At 71.4% G+C, this 19,180-nt stretch carries 17 protein-coding genes; 7 read left to right on the forward strand and 10 right to left on the reverse strand.

What is annotated here, in order from left to right:
• Positions 1 to 24: 24 nt before the first annotated feature.
• The 6 genes from trxB to O7608_RS04900 all read right to left on the reverse strand — a co-directional run bounded on the left by trxB (position 25) and on the right by O7608_RS04900 (position 7,673).
• Entirely contained in the window at positions 25 to 981 is a 957-nt protein-coding gene (trxB, locus tag O7608_RS04875; RefSeq protein ID WP_289208830.1) for a thioredoxin-disulfide reductase, read from the reverse strand.
• 116 nt (positions 982 to 1,097) lie between these two features.
• Positions 1,098 to 2,081: an RsmA family anti-sigma factor gene (locus O7608_RS04880; RefSeq protein ID WP_289208831.1), complete on the reverse strand. Its 984-nt coding sequence runs from the start codon at positions 2,079 to 2,081 to the stop codon at positions 1,098 to 1,100.
• Entirely contained in the window at positions 2,078 to 2,773 is a 696-nt protein-coding gene (gene sigM, locus O7608_RS04885; protein WP_289208832.1) for an RNA polymerase sigma factor SigM, read from the reverse strand. Before sigM ends, O7608_RS04880 begins: the two co-directional genes overlap by 4 nt.
• Positions 2,770 to 4,308, reverse strand: coding sequence for a protein kinase family protein (locus tag O7608_RS04890; RefSeq protein ID WP_289208833.1), 1,539 nt, complete (start codon positions 4,306 to 4,308; stop codon positions 2,770 to 2,772). Before O7608_RS04890 ends, sigM begins: the two co-directional genes overlap by 4 nt.
• Positions 4,309 to 4,786: 478 nt before the next feature.
• Positions 4,787 to 6,604 carry a murein biosynthesis integral membrane protein MurJ gene (gene murJ / locus O7608_RS04895; RefSeq protein WP_289208834.1) on the reverse strand — a complete coding sequence of 606 codons (1,818 nt, stop codon included), beginning with the start codon at positions 6,602 to 6,604 and terminating at the stop codon, positions 4,787 to 4,789.
• 55 nt (positions 6,605 to 6,659) lie between these two features.
• Positions 6,660 to 7,673, reverse strand: coding sequence for a hypothetical protein (locus O7608_RS04900; protein ID WP_289208835.1), 1,014 nt, complete (start codon positions 7,671 to 7,673; stop codon positions 6,660 to 6,662).
• A gap of 59 nt (positions 7,674 to 7,732) precedes the next feature.
• On the opposite strand from O7608_RS04900, the gene O7608_RS04905 reads away from it, so the two are divergent.
• Both O7608_RS04905 and O7608_RS04910 read left to right on the forward strand, forming a co-directional pair.
• Entirely contained in the window at positions 7,733 to 9,232 is a 1,500-nt protein-coding gene (locus O7608_RS04905; RefSeq protein ID WP_289208836.1) for a CCA tRNA nucleotidyltransferase, read from the forward strand.
• A 41-nt stretch (positions 9,233 to 9,273) separates the two neighbouring features.
• Positions 9,274 to 9,906 (forward strand): hypothetical protein, encoded by a 633-nt coding sequence (locus O7608_RS04910; RefSeq protein WP_289208837.1) that lies wholly within the window; start codon positions 9,274 to 9,276, stop codon positions 9,904 to 9,906.
• Between the two features lie 67 nt (positions 9,907 to 9,973).
• On the opposite strand, the gene O7608_RS04915 is transcribed toward O7608_RS04910, so the two are convergent.
• Both O7608_RS04915 and O7608_RS04920 read right to left on the reverse strand, forming a co-directional pair.
• The gene (locus O7608_RS04915; protein WP_289208838.1) at positions 9,974 to 11,512 is read right to left on the reverse strand and encodes a flotillin family protein; all 1,539 of its coding nucleotides are present in this window, start codon (positions 11,510 to 11,512) and stop codon (positions 9,974 to 9,976) included.
• Between the two features lie 62 nt (positions 11,513 to 11,574).
• On the reverse strand, positions 11,575 to 12,099 hold the full coding sequence (locus tag O7608_RS04920; RefSeq protein WP_289208839.1) for an NfeD C-terminal domain-containing protein: 525 nt from the start codon (positions 12,097 to 12,099) through the stop codon (positions 11,575 to 11,577).
• Positions 12,100 to 12,291: 192 nt separating this feature from the next.
• On the opposite strand from O7608_RS04920, the gene O7608_RS04925 reads away from it, so the two are divergent.
• The 3 genes from O7608_RS04925 to O7608_RS04935 are packed head-to-tail and all read left to right on the forward strand — an operon-like array spanning position 12,292 to position 15,798.
• Positions 12,292 to 13,467, forward strand: coding sequence for a glycosyltransferase family 4 protein (locus tag O7608_RS04925; RefSeq protein ID WP_289208840.1), 1,176 nt, complete (start codon positions 12,292 to 12,294; stop codon positions 13,465 to 13,467).
• 35 nt (positions 13,468 to 13,502) lie between these two features.
• Positions 13,503 to 14,825: an O-antigen ligase family protein gene (locus tag O7608_RS04930; RefSeq protein ID WP_289208841.1), complete on the forward strand. Its 1,323-nt coding sequence runs from the start codon at positions 13,503 to 13,505 to the stop codon at positions 14,823 to 14,825.
• On the forward strand, positions 14,794 to 15,798 hold the full coding sequence (locus O7608_RS04935) for a sulfotransferase family protein (protein WP_289208842.1): 1,005 nt from the start codon (positions 14,794 to 14,796) through the stop codon (positions 15,796 to 15,798). Before O7608_RS04930 ends, O7608_RS04935 begins: the two co-directional genes overlap by 32 nt.
• Here O7608_RS04935 and O7608_RS04940 read toward each other — a convergent pair.
• Together O7608_RS04940 and O7608_RS04945 are read right to left on the reverse strand one after the other, a co-directional pair.
• Complete coding sequence (locus O7608_RS04940) at positions 15,734 to 17,140, reverse strand: lipopolysaccharide biosynthesis protein (protein ID WP_289208843.1); 1,407 nt, start codon at positions 17,138 to 17,140, stop codon at positions 15,734 to 15,736. The two genes, O7608_RS04935 and O7608_RS04940, sit on opposite strands and share 65 nt — an antisense overlap.
• Positions 17,130 to 17,858, reverse strand: a complete 729-nt coding sequence (locus O7608_RS04945; protein WP_289208844.1) for a class I SAM-dependent methyltransferase — start codon at positions 17,856 to 17,858, stop codon at positions 17,130 to 17,132. Before O7608_RS04945 ends, O7608_RS04940 begins: the two co-directional genes overlap by 11 nt.
• 126 nt (positions 17,859 to 17,984) lie before the next feature.
• Here O7608_RS04945 and O7608_RS04950 point away from each other — a divergent pair, with 126 nt between their 5' ends.
• Together O7608_RS04950 and O7608_RS04955 are read left to right on the forward strand one after the other, a co-directional pair.
• Positions 17,985 to 18,569 (forward strand): GNAT family N-acetyltransferase, encoded by a 585-nt coding sequence (locus O7608_RS04950; RefSeq protein ID WP_289208845.1) that lies wholly within the window; start codon positions 17,985 to 17,987, stop codon positions 18,567 to 18,569.
• Between the two features lie 7 nt (positions 18,570 to 18,576).
• Positions 18,577 to 19,059, forward strand: coding sequence for a methylated-DNA--[protein]-cysteine S-methyltransferase (locus tag O7608_RS04955; RefSeq protein ID WP_289208846.1), 483 nt, complete (start codon positions 18,577 to 18,579; stop codon positions 19,057 to 19,059).
• The last annotated feature ends 121 nt before the right edge of the window (positions 19,060 to 19,180 follow it).

The raw sequence follows: 19,180 nt of genomic DNA on the forward strand, positions 1-19,180 counted from the left end.
CTCGACCGCCCGCGACGCAGGTGGTCAGACCTCTTCGAGTGTGGCGAGGTAGCGCTCGGCGTCGAGCGCCGCCGCGCAGCCGCTGCCGGCAGCGGTGATCGCCTGCTGATATGTGTGGTCGACCAGGTCACCGGCGGCGAAGACGCCCGGGACGCTGGTCCGGGTGCTCGGCGAGTCGACCAGCACGTAGCCGTTGCCGTCGAGCTCCACCTGGCCGCGGAACATCTCACTGCGCGGGTCGTGGCCGATGGCGACGAAGACCCCGGTCACGTCGAGCGTCGTGGACTCACCGCTGTGCGTGTTACGGATCCGGACCCCGGAGACTTTACCGTCGGTGCCGAGGATCTCCTCGACGACACTGTTCCACTCGACCCGGATCTTCTCGTTGCCCAGGGCCCGGGCCGCCATGATCCGGCTCGCCCGGAACTCGTCGCGACGGTGCACGATCGTCACCGACTCGGCGAACCTGGTCAGGAAGGTCGCCTCCTCCATCGCCGAGTCGCCGCCGCCGACCACCACGATGTGCTGGCTGCGGAAGAAGAACCCGTCGCAGGTGGCACAGGAGGAGACGCCGTGGCCGAGGAACTCCTGCTCGCCGGGGACACCCAGCGGACGCCACGCCGAGCCGGTCGCGAGGATCACGGCCTTGGCCCGGTACGCCGTCTCGCCGACGTAGACCGTGCTCGTCTCGGCGGAACCCGGCGTGCCGGTGTCGGCCAGCTCCACCCGGGTGACGTCGTCGGTGACGAACTCGGCACCGAACCGTTCGGCCTGCTTGCGGATCGAGTCCATCAGCTCCGGGCCCATGATCCCGTCGGGGAAGCCGGGGAAGTTCTCGACCTCGGTCGTGGTCATCAGCGCGCCGCCCGACTGCACCCCCTCGATGACGAGCGGCTTCAGGTTGGCGCGTGCGGCGTACACCGCGGCGGTGTATCCGGCCGGACCCGAGCCGATGATGATCAGGTTGCGGACCTCGTCCACTGCCGACTCCCAAGGTGTGATGTTGCCGATCGGCGACTGTTGATTCAAACGTCACGGCGTCGCGGCGACATTCCCGTCCCGGCCGGGCGTGGCTCACGTCACGCCGTGCGTCCCGGTCACCCTACCTGGGTCGAGTATCGGGTGTCCGCGCCGGCGGCAGGCACCCCACAGCGGGATCCGCTGACCCAGATCCAGGCGGCACCGGCACTGTCGGTGAACGAGATGACCAGCGCCGGGGCGCCTTCGAAGAGTGCGAGGTCGACCACGCCGACGCCGAGCGCGCCGGTGCCGTGCTCGGCGGTGACGCTCGCCAGGCAGTCGGCCAGCGCGGCCTGGTCGGTGAAACGGCCGAGGGCGGCCGACGGGGTCGGCTCCTCCTGCAGGACGACATCGTCCGGGCTCTGCTGCGTGTAGTCCTCGCCGGCGCGGCCCACGGCCGCCTCGACTGCCGGTGCGAGCGTCGCACGCTGGTAGTCGTTCCCCGAGGCCAGGATGCGCGGCGCGGTGGGGGCACCGGGCTCCATCATCGTGTTCGGCGACCCCTCCTGCTGAGCGGACTCCACCCCGCCGGCGCTGTCCGGCGCGCCGCCGGCCGTGGTGCTGGCCTCGTCGGTGAAGCCGCCGCCGAGCAACTGCTGCAGACCGAGGCCGGCGAGCGCGGCAGCAGCTGCGGCGACCGCGACCGGGGTGGCGTACCGCTGCCACCGGCGGCGCCGACCGTCCCGGCGGGTGCGGTCGCGGCCGGTCGCGCTGGTGATCTCCACCGGCGGTGCCAGGTGGTCGGCTGCCGTACCGGTGCGGTCGGCCAGCGGTGCCGCAACCATGGCCGGTACGGCGGCGGGAAGGGGCTCGGCGGCGAGCGCCGCGGTGATCCGGTCGGCGACGCCCTGCGGCATCGGCTCTGCCTGACTGCCCCACTCGGCCAGCGTCGACTGGACCAGGCGGGAGGCGTCGACCAGCTCGTCGTGGGCGGTCCGCCAGGCCGGGTGCTGAGCGATCAACCGGTCCACCACGACCTGGTCCGGGGTGCCGTCGAGCGCCCCACCGACATAGTCGGCGAGCAGGTCCCGATCGACCTCGGCGAACCGGTCGGCGGTCACCGTTCCTCCTTGGCGCTGTCGCCGCGTGCGGACCCTGATGGGACGTCGTCGAGTCGGCTGGGGTTCCGTGGCGTGAGCGAGGGCACTGGCCCGCAGGGCGGTGCGACAGCGACGTCCGCCCGGTGCGGGCGGAGATGTCCGAGTAGTCCGGCGAGGCGCGCCCGCCCACGGGCGCAACGGCTCTTGACCGTGCCCTCGGCGACGCCGAGCAGCACCGCGACCTCAGCGACCGGATAGCCCTGCACGTCGACCAGGATCAACGCGGCCCGCTGCTCCACCGGCAGTTCGGCCAGGGCCTGCCGGACGACGAGCGCGGTGTCGTGGTCGACCGCCGGTGCGGCCGGTTCGACGCCACGTACCCCGTCGTCGTCGTCGTGGCTGCCGTCGGGCAGTGGGACCGTCGGATGGGTCCGCCGCCGCCGCAGCCGGTCCAGGCAGGCGTTCACGACGATCCGGTGCAGCCAGGTGGTGACCGCGGAGTCACCGCGGAAGCGGGCAGCCCCCCGGTGCGCCGACAGCAGCGCGTCCTGCAGCGCGTCGGCGGCTTCCTCCCGGTCCCCCACCGTCCGCAGCGCCACGGCCCAGAGCCGGTCCCGGTGCCGGTTCACCAGCTCGGCGAACGCCTCCGGATCGCCCTCGACGTGCGCCCGGAGCAGTTCGTCGTCGCCGAGGTCAGCCCGGCGTTCGGTCATGGCCCCTCTACCGTTATCTCCTGGACGCCAATCTGGTACTTCTCGCCGCCGATCGGCGGGAGCTTGGTGATCCACACCATGAGGTACTGGTACGTCTCGTCGGGCGAGAAACCGCTGAAGGTCAGGGTCGCGCCGTCGGCGTTCTCGAACGGTTCGCCGATGCGTTGGGTGAAGGTGTCGACCACCTCGTTGTCGCCGTCCCGGCTCGACCCGGGGTCGGCCGGGCCGACCAGCAGCTCGGCGGAGCTGCCGGAGGCGGAGAGTTCCACCCGGACGCTGGTCACCGACCGGGGCTCCTGCAGGTCGATCAGCACACCCATGCCCCGCTTGAGGTTGCCGAAGTTCGGGTTGCGCTCGTAGGCGTCGGTCAACCAGCCGGTGCTGGTGTCCCCGTCGACCGTGGCCTCGGCACCGTCGAGCTCGTCGCGGGCCCCGTCGGCGTCGACGATGCGCACCTGGTCGGCGGTGAGCGGGATCGGCTTGGGCGGTGCCGGGGCGGCGGTCTCCCCGGTGCCGGGCGTCGCGCTGGTCTGGGTCTGCGGTGCGGGTGACTGGCCGTCGCCGCCGTCACCGTCGCCGCCGAGGGCGCTGATGCCGAAGAAGAGCCCGATCACCGCGATCACGACCAGGCCGGCGATGCCCGCCGCGATCTTGCGCCGGGAGGCCTGCGCCGGCTCGCTGGGATCGTCGGCCGACGCGGTGAACCGCAGCGGGCCGACGCTGTCGAGGTAGTGCTCCTCGGTGGCCGCGTCGAGCCGGCTCAGCTCGGCCGCGAGCACCTCGGACGAGGGCAGCGCGAGGCGCGGGTCGAGCAGGTCCATGGTCAGGTCGTCGACGTACGCCGGCACGCCGGGACGCAGCTGCCGGGGTGCGACCACCGCACCGGTGGTGTCGCGGACCGCGTCCGGCAGGGCGGTGACGCCCGCCTCGTGATGTGGCCAGTGGCCGGTCATCGCGAAGTAGAGCACCCCGCCGATGGCCCGGATGTCGGTCTCGTAGGTGTCGGAGCTGTCGGCACGGGCATCGGCGAGGACCACCCGACCGTCGTGGCCGATCATCACGGTGCCCGGGTGGATGTTGCCGTGCACCATGCCGGTGGCGTGCACCGCCGCGATCGCCGAGGCGACCGAGTGGGCGATCATCGTCGCGCGGGCGGCGTCGAGCGGCCCGGCGGCCGCGATCACCTCACGCAGGGAGTCGCCGTCGACCCACTCGCGGACCACGTACGCCCGCTGACCTTCGTCGATCGCGTCGTAGACGCCGACGAGGTTGGAGTGGATGACCCGACTGGCCCGTACGGCCGCCTGCAGCATCTCCATCGCGGAGTCGCCGCCGGGGTAGCGCAGCACGACCGCGACCGGACGACGGAGCACCACGTCGACGCCACGCCAGACCTGCCTACCGGCGCTGTCGTCGTTGACGTGCGCAGCCAGCTGGTACCGCTCGGCGAGGATCTCGCCGACGGTTGGCGCTCCGAAGGCCATCATCGGCGGACTGACCTCGTCCGCCTCTTGGCCTTCGCCGACCTGGGTCACCCGTCCTCCCTTGTTGATCGTCCGGTCCTTGTTGATCGTTTCGGTCGAACGGCCGCGCCGCTGCTCGCACAGTGTCTGTCGCTGCCCGCGCGGGTGCCGGTGGGACGTTGCTTCCTACGATAGATGTCGCACGCACCCGTCCAGAGCGACCTTACCTGTGTTCCGCGACGACCAACATGCCAGCTTCCCGCAGCACCTCGGGGCTCGCCCGCACTGCCCACCGGGCCGCTGCGGCCATCTGGGCCAGGCCGACCCACCGGACCGCGATCATCCGCATAACCTCTGCGGCTGATAATACGTTGTACCGCCCGGACGGGCTCGGGCTGACCGACGAGGTCCGGACACCGCCCGTAACGAGGATCTTGTTCCTGAGTTATCCACAGCCTCTGACCTGCTGTCGAGCGTGATAGCCGAAGTTATCCACAGGTTGGTCCACAGGGCGTGGGTACGCCGTACCGCTGTGGAGTCGCCGGCGGTCTCAGCGCCCCAGCCGGCGGCGCACCATCGACAACAGGTCGCTCACCTCGCGGATCCGCAGCACCACGGCGAGCCCGAGATAGACCAGCCCGATCACCGCGCCGCCCACGAACAACTGGACGAAGGCCATGATCTGACTGGGCGAGTCGCCACCCGGCAGCACGAACAGCACCAGCCACCCGGCCAGCGCGGCACCGACCGCCGCCAACGCCACCTTGCCGAAGGTGACCATGATGGCGCCGAACCCGATCCGGCCGACCCGCCGACGGACCAGCCAGGCCGACAGCACCGCCGCCGCCAGGTACGACACACCGTTGCCGATCATCAGCCCGGCCGCCGCGAACTGCACCGACAACGCGGCGAACAGCCCGATCTGCACCAGCACCCGCAAGCCCACCACCGGGATGTTGATCAACGCCGGGGTCCGGGTGTCCGGCAGCGCGTAGAACGCGAAGGTGAACAGCTGACTGACCGCGAACGGCACCAGGGCCAGGGCGGCGGCGAGTAGCACCACCGAGGTGGCGGTGGCCGCCTCCGAGCTGAAGGCGCCGTACCGGAACAGGGCGAACGACACCGGCGTGGCCAGCACCGCGTAACAGACCGCGATCGGTGCGAGCACCGCGGTCACCGTGCGGGTGCCGCGCGACAGGTCGGCCGCGACGTCGTCGAGCCGGCCGTCGGCGGCGGCACTGCTCATCCGGGGCATCAGCGCGGTGATCACCGAGACCGCGATGATGCCGTGCGCCATCATGAGCAGCAGGAACACGTTGTTGTAGATCAGCGGGCCGGCCTTGTCCTCGTCGCCGGCACGGTTGAGCAGGTTGAAGAGCACCACCAGGCCGAGCTGACTGACCGCGACGTAGCAGAACATCCAGGCACCGAGCCGGCCCAGCTCGGCCAGCCCCAGCTGCCGGAAGTCGAACCGCCACCGCCACCGGAACCCGACCTTGCGCAGGGCCGGGACCAGGCCGGCTGCCTGCACGACGACGCCGAGCAGGGTGCCGCCGCCGAGCAGCACGATCCGACCCGCCGTCATCTCCTCGGGGCTGACGATCCGGGCACCGAAGACCGCGATGTACGTGCCGAGGGTGGCGATCACGACCAGGTTGTTGAGGATCGGCGCCCACATCGGGGCGGCGAAGTGCCCCCGGGTGTTGAGCAGCGCGCTGACCAGCGCCGACAACCCGGTGAAGAAGATCATCGGCAACATCAGGTACGACAGCAGCGTGACCAGCCGCCGGAACTCGCCGGTGGTCTCGTCGCTGGAGTACAGGATCGTCAGCAGCGGTGCCGCCGCCATCGCGACCAGCGTCGCCACCGCGAGCGCGAGCACCGCCAAGGTGAGCAGCCGCTGCGCGTACGCCTGCCCCTGGTCGGCGTCCGACTTGCGCCGCCGCATCAGCACCGGCACCAGAACGCTGGTCAGGATGCCGCCGAGCAGGAACTCGTAGACCATGCCGGGGAAGATCTGCGCCGTGGTGTAGGCGTTGCCGACCAACGCACCACCGAGGGCGGCGGTCAGCACCAGGGTGCGCAGGAACCCGGTGCCCCGGCTGACCAGGCTGCCCAGCGCCATGACCGCGCTGTTGGTGGCCGCGCTGCCGCCGCCGTTCGGATCCGCCTCGGCACCGCCGGGCCGGTCACCCGGCACGTCCGGACCGGCGGCACCGGTGAGCACCGTCGGCGGCTCGGCCGGCGGCGCCGACGCCTCCACCAGCGGCTGCCCGCCCGGACCGACCGAGATGACCGTGGCACCGTCCGGATCCGGGCCGCCCCGGCCGGGGCCGGCGTTCGCGCTCCGGTACAACCCGTTGCCCATCGGACCTCCACCCCGTCGGTACGCCGGAATCGCCACGCCGGATGCCGGCACGAGCCTATCGGCCGTCGTCGTCGGCCGGGACGATGCCCGACAGTGCGTCGACCACCCAGGCCGCCTCGGCCGGCACCACCGGCGCGGTCAGCGCGTCCAGCAGGGTCGGATGGTCGCAGCCGGCGTCGGCCAGTGCCCGGCCGAGCGCCGGGACCGCCGCCGGGTCGCCGGACTCGCGGACCCGCTGCAGCAGCGGAGCGATCCGCGGTGCCCGCCGCCAGGGCGCGTCGAGCAGCCGCCGGTGCCGGGCGGCCGCCCGGCGGACGAGTTCGGCGACGTCGTCGAACGGGAACGACTCGGCGCCGAGGGTCCGCAGTGGCGTACCGCCGCCGTCGGCAGGCCCGGCCGCCACCCAGCCCCAGCCGGCCGCGTACCGCCAGTGCACCCCACCGGTGTGCGCCAGATGGTCGCCGACCTGTCGGGCCACCGCGTCGTCGTCGAAGATCCGCGGGTCGTCGGCGACTGGCGTCGGCCACCAGCGGGGATCGTCGAACAGCGCCAGCGGCGGCTGGTCCGGACCGGCCGCGGGCATCTGCTCCGGCTCCGGGTCGGCCGACCGGGACAGCCCGCGAAGCGCGGTGGCCAGCATGGTCGCCGGCCGGTCCGGCGCGGCCATCCGATCGGCGGCCACCTGGTCGGCGGCCACCTGGTCGTCCGCCGACGCGTACCGGTGCAGCAGCGCCACCAGCAGCCCAGGGTGCCGCCACTGCGGGTCGTCCAGGGCGAGCAACTGACCGATCAGGTTCAGCTCCGCCCAGCGCAACACGGTCGGGTACGGCCGGCCCGGGTCGGTGCGGGCCAGCGGCAGCGGCTCGGTGGCCCCCGGCTGACGCAGCCCGAGATGACACTCGCCGTACGCCAGGTCGATCTCCAGCACCAGCCCGTAGCCGCCGGCCACCGGCACCGACACCCGCAGCTCGGCGTGGTGTCCGGGCACCGGCTCGCCGGCCGGCGGCAGGTACGCCGCCCAGAACGCCGGATCGGTGGTCAGGCCGCGCAGGCTCTCGGGAATCGACACGGTGGTTCATCCTGCCCGCCGGCTGCCGGGGCGGCCACAGCGGATAGTCTGGCGGTCCCATGTCCGAGACCTCCGCGCCCCGCGCCACCGATGCCCGTACCAGCACCGATGCCCGCACCAGCACCGACTCCCGTACCGTCGTGCAACGCAACGCCGTCGCCGAATTGCTGCGGGTGTCACCCGTCGCCGACGAGCTGGGCCGGCGGTTCGTCGCCGCCGGGCACGAGTTGCACCTGGTCGGTGGCTCGGTCCGCGACGCACTGCTCGGGCGCCTCGGCAACGACCTCGACTTCTGCACCGACGCACACCCGGACCAGACCCTGGCGGTGCTCAAGGGCTGGGCGGAGGCGACCTGGGAGACCGGTCGCGAGTTCGGCACGATCGGCGCCCGACGCGGCGGCCTCACCCTGGAGATCACCACGTTCCGGGCGGAGGCCTACGACGGGGTGACCCGCAACCCGGTCGTCGCCTACGGCAACGATCTCGGCGACGACCTGCGGCGGCGTGACTTCACCATCAACGCCATGGCGGTCAGCCTGCCCGACCACGATTTCACCGACCCGTACGGTGGCATCGCCGACCTCGCCGCGAAGATCATCCGGACACCCGGCACGCCGCAGGAGTCCTTCGGCGACGACCCGCTGCGGATGCTGCGGGCCGCCCGGTTCGCCGCCCAGTTGCGGTTCGCCGTGCACCCCGACGTCCGTACGGCGATGAGCACGATGGCCGCCGACCTGGACCGGATCACCGCCGAACGGATCCGTGACGAGTTCACCAAGCTGCTCTGCGGCGCCGACCCGGTCGCCGGTCTGCGGCTGCTGGTCGACGCCGGACTCGCCGACCGGTTCCTGCCGGAACTGTCCGGCCTGCGGCTGGAGATCGACGAACACGCCCAGCACAAGGACGTGTACGAACACACCCTGACGGTGGTGAACAACGCCGTCCGGCTGGAGGACGACGGCTGTGACTTCGTGCTGCGGATGGCCGCGCTGATGCACGACATCGGCAAGCCGGCGACCAAGGCCGTCGGACCGGACGGCCGGGTCAGCTTCCACCACCACGAAGTCGTCGGTGCCCGGCTGACCCGGCACCGGATGAAGGCCATGCGCTACCCGAAGGAGACCACCGCCCAAGTGGCCAAGCTGGTCGGCCTGCACCTGCGGTTCTACGGGTACGGGCGGGGCGAGTGGACCGACTCGGCGGTCCGGCGCTACGTCACCGACGCCGGTGACCTGCTGGCCCGACTGCACAAGCTGACCCGTTCCGACTGCACCACCCGCAACCGGCGCAAGGCCGCCGGGCTCGCCGCCGACTACGACGCGCTGGAGGAACGGATCGCCCGGATCCAGGCCGACGAGGACCTGGCCCGGGTGCGACCGGATCTCGACGGCAACGCGATCATGGAGTTGCTCGGCGTACCGCCGGGGCCGATCGTCGGCCGGGCCTGGCGGCACCTGAAGGAGCTGCGGTTGGAGCAGGGCCCACTCGACCGGGACGCGGCCGAGGCGGAACTGCTGCGCTGGGCCCGTGCCGAAGGAATCGGGCCGGCCACCGACTAGCGTCGACCACACTGCCGGCGACAGGGCCCCGGGGAGGTCGGATGCAGCCGTACCCGCCACCGTCCGGACCACTCCCGTTCCCGCCGCCGGCCGGCGGCCGGTCCCCGCAGATGCCGCCAAGTGGTGGCCGGTCCTACCTGGTGCCGATCGTCGCGCTCGCCACCACCTTCGTGCTGCTGGTCGCGGCGATCCTGGTGGTGCTGGTGGTCCGGTACGGCGACCGTGTCGGCGGCGACCAGCGGGTCACCGCCGACGGCGATCCCTGCGTGGTCGGCAGCTGGCAGGTGGACGACTACCAGGAGGACGTCGCGCTGCCCGAGCCGTTCGGCCGCGCCCGGTTCACCGGGACCGGGCCGGGCGCCCGGGTCGAGCTGCGCGCGGACGGGTACGGCAGGACCGACTACGGCGACGGTACGACGTTCGCCGGTGTGGTCTCCGGGGTCGCGCTGACCCTCACCGTCACCGGTGAGGTCACCTACCGGTACCGGGCCGTCGACGGCACTGTCGCCTTCACCGACGTCGTCGCCGACGGCACGGTCACCCTCAGCGGAGCCGGCCTCGCACCCCAGCGTGACGCGCTCACCGCCGACTTCGACCCGGCCAGCTACGACTGCAGCGGTGACACCCTGACCCAGCAGACCTCGCTCTACTCGGCCCGGATGTCGCGCCGCTGACCACCCGTCGGCAGGTGGGCCGACGGGCGGCCAGCGGATCTCCGGCAGTGCCGGCGTGGCCGGCGGCTCAGCCGCGACCGGCGCCGTCGGACGGACCGGCCACCGGGGTGCGGTCGGTACGCCCGGCGGCGACCGACTCGGCGCCGGCGCCGCCCAGCCGGGCGAGCAGACCGGCCAGGTCGATCCCGGTCAGGTCGTTGCCCAGCTGCAGACCCTGCGCCACGTTGTTCGCCACCGACCTGGTCAGCGACGACGCGCCGTCGGTGGAGATGACGGTCATCTTGTCGATCGAGCCCATCGGGGCGCTCGCCGCCTCCACCACCTGCGGCAGCATCTTGACCAGCAGGTCGAGCACTGCGGCCTCGCCGTACGCGGCGAATGCCTCGGCCTTGCGGGCCATCGCCTCGGCCTCCGCCTCACCGCGGGCCCGGATCGCCGCCGCCTCGGCGCTGCCCTCCCGCTCGACCGCGTCGGCGATGGCGGTACGGCGCCGCTGCTCCGCCTCACCTTCCTTGGCACCCTCGATCGCGTTCGCCTCCGCCAACGCGGCCCGTCGGGCCCGCTCGCCCTCACCGGTCAGCCGGGACTGTTCGGCGGCGGCCTGGGCGGCGGCGATCGTCGCCTGCCGGTCGGCGTCGGCGGCCAGCACCGCCGCGCTGCGCGCCGCCTCGGCCTCCTGCTCCACCCGGTACCGGGCGGCGTCGGCCGGCTTGCGGACCTCGGTGTCGAGCTGGCGTTCCTTCAGCTCCGCGTTGCGCTCGGCGACCTTCTGCTGCTCGGAGAGGATCGCCTGGTCGCGTTCGGCCTGGGCGAGCGGACCGGCCGCCGCCGACCTGGCCTTCGCCGCGTCGATCTCGGCCTGGATGGCCGCCTGCTTCAACGACAGGTTGCGGTTGGCCTCGGCGATCGCCTCCTCGGCCAGCAGCCGCTCCTGCTCGGCGGCCTGCCGGGCCCGCGCCTCGGCGATCGCTGCGTCCTTGAGTACCCGGGCCGCCTCCGGCCGGCCCAGGTCCTGCAGGTAGGAACCCTCGGCGATGATGTCCTGCAGCTGGAAGGTGTCCAGCACCAGTCCCTGGTTGGTCATCGAGTGTTCGGCTTCCTCGGCGACCGCGCTGGCGAACGCCGCCCGGTCCCGGATGATCTCCTCGATGGTGAGCCGGCCGACGATCGAGCGCAGCGCACCGGCCAGCACCTCGCGGGTGAAGTCCTCGATCTCGTCCTGCTGGTGGAGGAACCGCTGAGCGGCGGCCCGGATCGCGTCCTCCGTACCGCCGATCTTGACGATCGCCACGCCCTGCAGGTTCGCCCGGATGCCCTGCTTGGAGACCGCGCCGGTGATCTCGACGTGGATCCGGCGGCTGGACAGGTCGAGCACCTGCAGCTTCTGCACGACGGGCAGGACGAACACCGAGGCACCCATGACGACCTTCTGCCCGGACAGGTCGGTGGAGCGGGAACCGTCGAGCGCCTGGGTGGTGCGGCCCTTGCGCCCGGTCACGATGAAGGCCTCGTTGGAGCCGGCGACCTTGATCCGGGAGAGCACGAACAGGATGAGGACGAGCACCAGCGCCGCGGCGCCGATGATCGCGATGAGCAGTGGGGTCACGGTGTTCCTCCAGTGGGGCTGCCCCGGACGACCTCCGCCGGCGGGGCTGGGTGGGTGGGCCGTCAGCCGGCGGACGGGGTCTGCTCGACCACGACGCTGGTGTCGCTGACCGCCTCGACGACGAAGACTTCGGCACCGAGTGGGATCGACCGGTCGGCGCGGGCACTCAACTTGACCGGCTGCCCGCCGAGGCGGACCCGGATCTCCCCGTACCCGCCGGGGTGGATCGGGGTGATCACCACGCCGATGGCGCCGACCAGGTCGGTGCGGTGCGGGGTCGCGTCGGTCGGCATGTTGCGGGCGGCGCGGGACAGTCGGGCGGTCAACCAGCCGACCGGCACCGCTGCGGCGACGCCGATCGCTGCGGCGGCCACGGTCAGGCCGGCGCTGTCGGCGCCGATCAGTTCGTTGGCGATCGCGGCGGCGAATCCGAACGCCCCGGCGAAGCCGGCGACCACCTCGAGCGACACCGGACCGTCGGCGCTGACGTCACCGAGGTGCAGCAACTCCCCGCCGAGCAGCCCGATGGCGAGCACCGCCACACCGAGACCACCGATGACCAGGAATACGAGCGTCGCTGTCTGCACACTCGGCACGGTAGCCGTCACCCTCAACCGGACCGCCCGGCAAGCGATCCGGGGCCGGCGCGGGGTCCCAGGCCCACCAGCCGCCGATCAGGCGTTTTCTGACAATAGTCTGTTTTGCCGGCGTTAGCCGGTTAGCGTTACTGATGCCTGGCTTGACCCTGGGGATACGGCGACGCGTAGCGGAGACGAGGGATGGTGCACGTCAAGAACGATGTCGTGAACCGGCCGGCGCCCGCTGCCGCTCGCGGCCGCCGGGTCGTGGTGGTCCGGGTCCTTGGCGTGCTCGACGTCGGCGGGACCGAGCTGAGAACGATCGAGCTCATGCCGCTACTGGTCGAGGCCGGTATCGAGCTGCACTTCGTCACCTTGTCCGGTCGCGAGGGGGTGCTCGCGTCCCAGGTGCGACAGCTGCGTGGACATGTACACGCGATCCGGCTGGCGCCAGGCTTCCCCGCACGTTTCCTCGCCCTGCTGCGAGCGCTGCGCCCGCACGTCGTGCATTCCGACGTGGCGACGTTCTCCGGCGCGATTCTGCTCCTCGCAGCCCTCGCCCGGGTGCCGGTCCGCATCGCCCACTTCCGCAGCGACGGTGACGGTCGACCCGACAGTCCGCGTCGCCGCCTGCAACGGTGGCTGCTGCGCGCGCTCATCCGCAGGTGCGCCACCAACGTGGTCGGCGTGGCGCCGGGGGCGCTCCAGCACGGGTACTCGCCGGCCTGGAGATCGGACCCGCGATGCCGGGTCATCCCGAACGGGGTCGACCTCGACCGCCTCGGCCGCGCATCGAGCCGTGACCTCCGCGCGGAGATCGGTGCACAGCCGGCGGACGTCGTGTGCCTGCATGTCGGCCGCCCGTCCGGAGCGAAACGCCGCTGGCTCATCCCACCGGTGGTGGCGAGGGCGCGAGAGGCCGGCCTGCCGGTCCGCGCTGTGCTGGTGGGCACCCGGAACGCAGCTGACGACGCGCAGGTCCGCGCGGTCGCGGACGAACACCGGGTCGGCGAGTACGTCCACCTGCTCGGGCCGACCGAGGACGTCGGCGCCCTGATGCGCCAGGCCGACATCGTGATCCTGCCGTCGGCGCGCGAGGGCCTGCCCGGGGCCGTCCTCGAAGCAGCGGCTGTCGGCACCCCGGTGGTCGCCTCGGACCTTCCCGGTACCCGGTTCATCGCCGAGCGACTGGCCGGCGTCACGCTGGTCGCCCCGGACGCACCCGCCCAGGTGTGGGCCGAGGCGCTGCGGCGCGCCACCCGACGTCGGGTCACCGGGCAGGACCGCGCGGCTGCGGTCGCCGCCTGCGCCGGGAGCGACTTCTCCGTGCCGGCCGCCGCCGCAGCCCACCTGGCGATGTACCACGGGCGCGGATAGCCGTAAGGGGACAAGGAGTGTCGCAGAGTGATCCGGTGACGCGCGTTCTTCTGATCGCCGTGGTGGTGTTTCTGGGCACCTGGCTCTTCGTCTCGGTAGCGCGCTACCCCAGACATGCGGTCCTGATGGCGATACCCGTCCTGATGTGGCCGGTTCCGCTCCGGATCGACGGGGTGGCCCTGCAACAGCCTCTGACTGCAATTCTGCTCTGTGGCGTCATCTTCGGCGTCCGACGCGAGTTGCGGAGACACTGGGTGCTCACGGCACTCGTCGGGTCCTTCGCTCTCCTCGTGGTGGCGAGCGGATTCTTGCGCGGTCCGACGAACGTCATGGAGGTCAGTGAGGCCAGGAACCATGCGCTGACACTCGCCCTCAACGCGGGGTTGGTACTGGCCGTCGCCCTGGCCTCACCGAATGCGCTGTCCTGTTTGAAGGCGATCGGCCTGTCCGGCGTACTCATCTCCGCCTACCTGCACGGCTTCGGTGAAGTGCGAGGTGGGCGTACCATTCTCGATGGGTTCAATGCAAACGCCGGAGGGCATTCTCTGGCCATTGCCGTGGTGACACTCGCTGGCCTTTCGGTCGTGACCCGGCAGGTGCGGTGGCTGCTGGTCGCAGCCCTTCCTGTCTCCGCTCTGTTCGCGACCCAGTCGCGTGGTGCGTTCATCGTTCTGGTCGTCGGACTGGCGGCCCTGTGGCTCGCCGTGGAGCGCGCCGCGCTGCGCCTGACCGCACTCGCTGCAGGTCTGGTTGTCGTACTGGTTGCCGGGCAGAACTTCGTCGACCTGGTCGAGCGGGAGGTGTTCCGGTTCAGGGACCAGTCCTTCATCGAGAACGAACATCGGATCTGGGTACTTGAACTCGCATTCAACCTGGTGGAGAAGGATCCGCTTTTCGGAGCTGGATACGGGCAGTTTCTCGACTATTCGCAGCGGATGCTCGGTTATGCGATCAACACGCACAACGACTGGGTTCGAATTGCGGCGGAATGCGGTGTTCCCGCCTTCGTTCTGCTCGTCGTGATCGCGCTGGTCCCGATGCTGCGGATAGATGTCACGGAGGTGGCTGGCCGAGCTCTCCGCGGAGGTCTCGTTGCGATCTGCGTGTCGTTCCTGTTTGCCAACACGATGACCGACCTTCGAGTGTCCCTTCCAATGTGGGTCTTTCTTGGTCTCGCGTGGTCGGGGTGGCTGCGGGTGTCGAGCGCGGCTGAGCGTTCCGGCGGTGAGGGCTGGTCGTGGCTGCGCCCGCAGGGAGAAGCTGACTGGCTCTCCTGGACACGGTGTGACGAGCCCGGAAACTCGATCGAAGAAGGTGAGGACGGACATGCGCGTGCTCTTCATCGGCGGCATCAGTAGGAGTGGAAGTACCCTCCTTGAGCGGGTCCTTGGTGAACTGCCGGACACCTGCGCGGTGGGCGAGGTCGGCAACCTGTGGCGCCGTGGCCTACGGGACGACGAGCAGTGCGGCTGCGGCTGTCGGTTCTCCGCGTGCGAGTTCTGGCAGGCGGTCGGCGAGCAGGCGTTCGGCGGCTGGCAGAAGGTGGACCCGCACCGGGTGACGAGCCTCAAACGTACCGTCGAACGTGTCCGGCACCTCCCGCTGCTGGCGCGCCCGAAGCTGACCACCGGATGGGCGGCCGTGGTCGAGGAGTACGCCAGCTACTACACGCGCGTGTACGCCGCCGCAGCCGCGCTCACCGGCGCGCGAACCGTCGTCGACTCGTCCAAGTCCGCGATGCTCGCCCTGACTCTCCGGTGGGCACCCGACCTCGACCTGCGGGTCGTCCACCTGGTTCGCGACCCCCGGGGCGTCGCCCACTCGCTCACCAAGCGGGTGCCACGCCTGCCGGGTTCGCCGAGTGCGGCGACCATGATGCGCTACCCGCCGGCCCGCACCGCCCTCGAATGGAACCTGTTCAACGGAGCGTTCGACCTGCTTGGTCGATTGCCGGGCACGGACGTCGGAAGGGGAACCGGTGGTGGTCCGCGTTGCGTGCCGGTGACGCGGATCCGGTACGAGGAGTTCCTGAACGACCCCCGTCGGGTCGTGGGCGATGTGGCCAGCTACGCCGGCATCGACGCCACCGACGCCGCGCTGTCCTACCTGACCCGCGAGCACGCCGAGCTGGGTACCGTACACAATCCTTCGGGGAATCCGATGCGGTTCGCGACCGGGCGGGTCAGCCTGCGCCGGGACGACGCGTGGCGCGCCTCGCTTCCGTCGCGGCACCGCTGGCTGGTGAACGCCATGTGTGCCCCGCTGCTCACCGCGTACGGGTTTCCGCTCCGGGTCCCGCACCCCCGCGACTGTGCGGCCCTGCCGAGGTGAGCGCGGGGTGGCGGTCGGGGGCCCCCGACGCGGCGGTCTGCCGGGTGGGCGGGTGCACCGCAGGTGTCCGAGTCGTCGCGTGCGCGTCGCCCGGCGGCGCGGGTACGACGGTCCGGAGAGCGGGTACGACGATCCGGAGATAGGCAACGGCCTGCTGCAGGCCCTTGACGAGTGCGCCGACGAGGACCGCGACGGCGGCGCCCATCATCCCCATCCGTGGTACGGCGAGAAACGACGTGACCACGACGGCGGCGACGGCGACGAGATGGATCGGCAACTGCACCCGGAAGACCCGGATCGCGTCGAGCGCGGTGCCGACGAAGACCGTCGCGTAGCCGATGGTCCCGGCGACCATCAGCACGAGAAGCACATCCGTGTGCCGCCCGTATTCGGGGCCGTAGAAGATCTCCAGGGCGGGCCGCCCGACGACCACGACGGCGAGCACTCCGGCGAGGCCCAGCGCCGCACCGAGCCCGACCGCAGACCAGAGCAGCCGGTGGAAGGCACGCACGTGGCCTTCGTTGCGGTGGCTGGCCAGGCGTGGGCTCACCGCGAGCGCCAGGGCGCCGACCACCGTGCTACCGGTGACCGTCAGGTACGCCAGCGCCGCGAAGATGCCGACCGCCTCGGTGCCGTGGGTGCCGGTAAGGACGTACCTGGGTACGTTGACCAGCAGTGACGCCAGCGCCATGGCGATGCCGAGCGGGATGGCGATGGCCGCGAGTCGCCACAGCAGCCGACGGTCGAAGCGGGGCCGGACGTCGAACCCGAGGGCGCGTACGCGGGCGATCTCCACGGCGCTCTGCGCGATGGTGAGCAGCGCCGCAGCGCCGGCGGCGAGTTCGACCCGGCGCGTCGTGACCACGACGACGGTGAACAGCAGCAGACCCCCGACGGCGCGGACGGTCAGGGACCGGGCGACGAGCTGGAGCTGTTCGCGTTGCTGGATCGCGCCGTAGCAGACATCGATGATCGATTCGCCGCCCTTGCCCACGGCGACCGCCGTGAGGACGAGGGCGCCCTGGGGCGACAGCGGGAGTGCGCCGGCGGCGACCACGACGGCGACGGCGGCCAGTAGCCCGGTGATCAATCGGAGGGCGAGGTAGTGCCCGAAGCTGAACTGCTGGGCGAGGTCGGTGGCCTGGATCTGGCGCAGTTTCAGGGTGCTGAGGGCGAAGATCGGGCCGCAGATGGCCAGTGCCAGCATGAACTGGCCGACCGCCTCGGTGGACGTCGTCCGTGCGAGCACGGCGACGATGCCCATCTGGGCGGCCGCGTAGAGGCCGTTGCCGTACAGGCCGCTGACCAGATTGCGGCGCAGCGGCCGGGAGTCAGGCCGCACGCTTCGCCGAGATGATGAAGTGGCTGTTGGTGAGGTAGCCACCGACCCGGTTGCCGAGCACGAGCTGACCGAGTCCGCGCAGTCTGCTCGGTGAGTCCCAGCGCACCCGGATCGTCTGGAAGCCCGCCCTGCGCATCAGGCCGGCCCAGACGTCGGGCTGCTGGTGGATGCGCCAGTCGATGCTGGGGGCGAAGACGTTGGGCAGCTGGAGATCTCCCCAGAGGTTCCGTCGGGCGCAGTCCGTGACGATCAGATCACCGTCGTCCGTCATCAGGTCTGCCAGTTTGCGGAACACCTGCTCGTAGCTGCGCGCGGCGGCGGACGCGGGAAGCGCCGCACACGCCTCCTCGTCCAGGTGGTTGATGGCGTTGTGGATCAGGACGATGTCGAACTTCCGGTCACCGGGCCCGAGATCCTGGAACCGCTCGTGACGGAGCTCGACGTCCACCCGGGTGCCCAGTTCCGCTGCCATCAGCCGGTACTGGCGCTCCATGGCGACGTTCGATCCGGCTGCGGCCGGCTCCAGGCAGACGACGGGGCCGGCACCCCGGGCCGCCGCGTAGAAGCTCATCACGCCGTTGCCGCCGCCGATGTCCAGCAGGCTGCGTCCGGCGAGGTGGACGCCTCGAAAGAGCAACTTCTGGTACGCGGTGAACCGGGTGGGCGAGGGAACGACCGGACGCACCGCAGACCGGTAGATGTCGATTGTCTGGGTCACCACCAGAAGGTACCGTGCGAAAAGTAGTGATATAGGGCAATCAGGAGTAGTTTGTGCGTGGACCGGGACGCGGGCCACGTACCCGCGACATCCGGTCCGGGGTCGTCCGCGTGCGACGATGCGTCGGTGGAGATCAGGATTCGCAGCCTGCTCGGCGCGACCGAGCTGGCGGCGCTGCGACTCCTCGACACCTCCTACTCCACCGAGCTGGTCTACCAGGTCACAGTGGATGACGGCGGGTTCGTGCTGCGCGAGGTGCCGGTCGCCCCTGCGCTGCGTAAGCGGTACGACCTGACCGAGGGCGTCACCGTCGGCAGCCGACCGTGGGACCTGTACGCGGTGGCGGTCGTCGACGCCGCGCCGGTCGGGTTCGTGGCGACGACGTACGAGCGGTGGAACGGCCGGCAGGTGCTCAACGAGTTGCACGTGGCACCGGCGTACCGACGTCGGGGTCTGGCCCGGGAACTGCTCGGGATCGTGCGCGTCACCGCCCGGGACAACGGTGCCCGGGAGATCTGGTTGGAGACCCAGAACGTCAACGTCGGGGCGGTACGCGCCTACCGTCGGCTCGGGTTCACCCTGACCGGCATCGACACCACCCGCTACCTGCCGCCGTACGACGACGAGGTGGCCCTGTTCATGTCGGCGCCGGTGCCACCGGCCCCGGCGTCGGACGGTGCGGCCACGGTGCCGCGGACGCCCGGCGGATAATCGGCGGATGCGATGGGCGGTGCTGGAGTCCCCGATCGGTGACCTGTCGGTGGCAGTCGACGACGTCGGTGTCTGCGGGGTGCGGTTCGGCCGGGTCGACGCGGTGGTGCAGGCCACGGAACCGGACCCGGCGCTACGGGCGGCCCTGGCCGAACTACGCGGCTACTTCGCCGGCGAGCTGACCGGATTCACCGTGCCGCTGTCGGTGCGGCAGGGCTCCGCGTTCGAACGGGCGGTGTGGCGAAGGATGACCGGGATCCCGTACGGGCAGACCGAGACGTACGGCGAGGTCGCCGCCGCGTTGGGCGACCCGCTCGCGGCGCGGGCGGTCGGGGTGGCCTGCAACCGCAACCCGATCCCGGTGATCGTGCCCTGCCACCGGATCGTCGGCGCCGGCGGCAAGCTGGTCGGCTTCGGTGGCGGGCTGCCCCGCAAACGCCACCTGCTGGAGTTGGAGGCCGGGGTGGCGTTCCGTCAGGAGTGGAGCTGATCCACTGCGGCCCGGTGCGGTCGGGCGGTACGCGCGTGGGGCGGTCCACCAGGTCATGGCGGACCGCCCCACGCGGTGTCGGCGGCAAGCGGTGGCTCGACGCCCGGTCGGATCGGCTCAG

Source organism: Solwaraspora sp. WMMA2056, from assembly GCF_030345095.1.
Taxonomy (GTDB): Bacteria; Actinomycetota; Actinomycetes; order Mycobacteriales; family Micromonosporaceae; genus Micromonospora_E.

Excerpts from the sequence above, each read along its gene's own strand:
- sigM (WP_289208832.1), bottom strand. The coding sequence starts at position 2,773 with ATGACCGAACGCCGGGCTGACCTCGGCGACGACGAACTGCTCCGGGCG.
- murJ (WP_289208834.1), bottom strand. The coding sequence starts at position 6,604 with ATGGGCAACGGGTTGTACCGGAGCGCGAACGCCGGCCCCGGCCGGGGC.
- O7608_RS04905 (WP_289208836.1), top strand. The coding sequence starts at position 7,733 with ATGTCCGAGACCTCCGCGCCCCGCGCCACCGATGCCCGTACCAGCACC.
- O7608_RS04910 (WP_289208837.1), top strand. The coding sequence starts at position 9,274 with ATGCAGCCGTACCCGCCACCGTCCGGACCACTCCCGTTCCCGCCGCCG.
- O7608_RS04925 (WP_289208840.1), top strand. The coding sequence starts at position 12,292 with ATGGTGCACGTCAAGAACGATGTCGTGAACCGGCCGGCGCCCGCTGCC.
- O7608_RS04935 (WP_289208842.1), top strand. The coding sequence starts at position 14,794 with ATGCGCGTGCTCTTCATCGGCGGCATCAGTAGGAGTGGAAGTACCCTC.
- O7608_RS04955 (WP_289208846.1), top strand. The coding sequence starts at position 18,577 with ATGCGATGGGCGGTGCTGGAGTCCCCGATCGGTGACCTGTCGGTGGCA.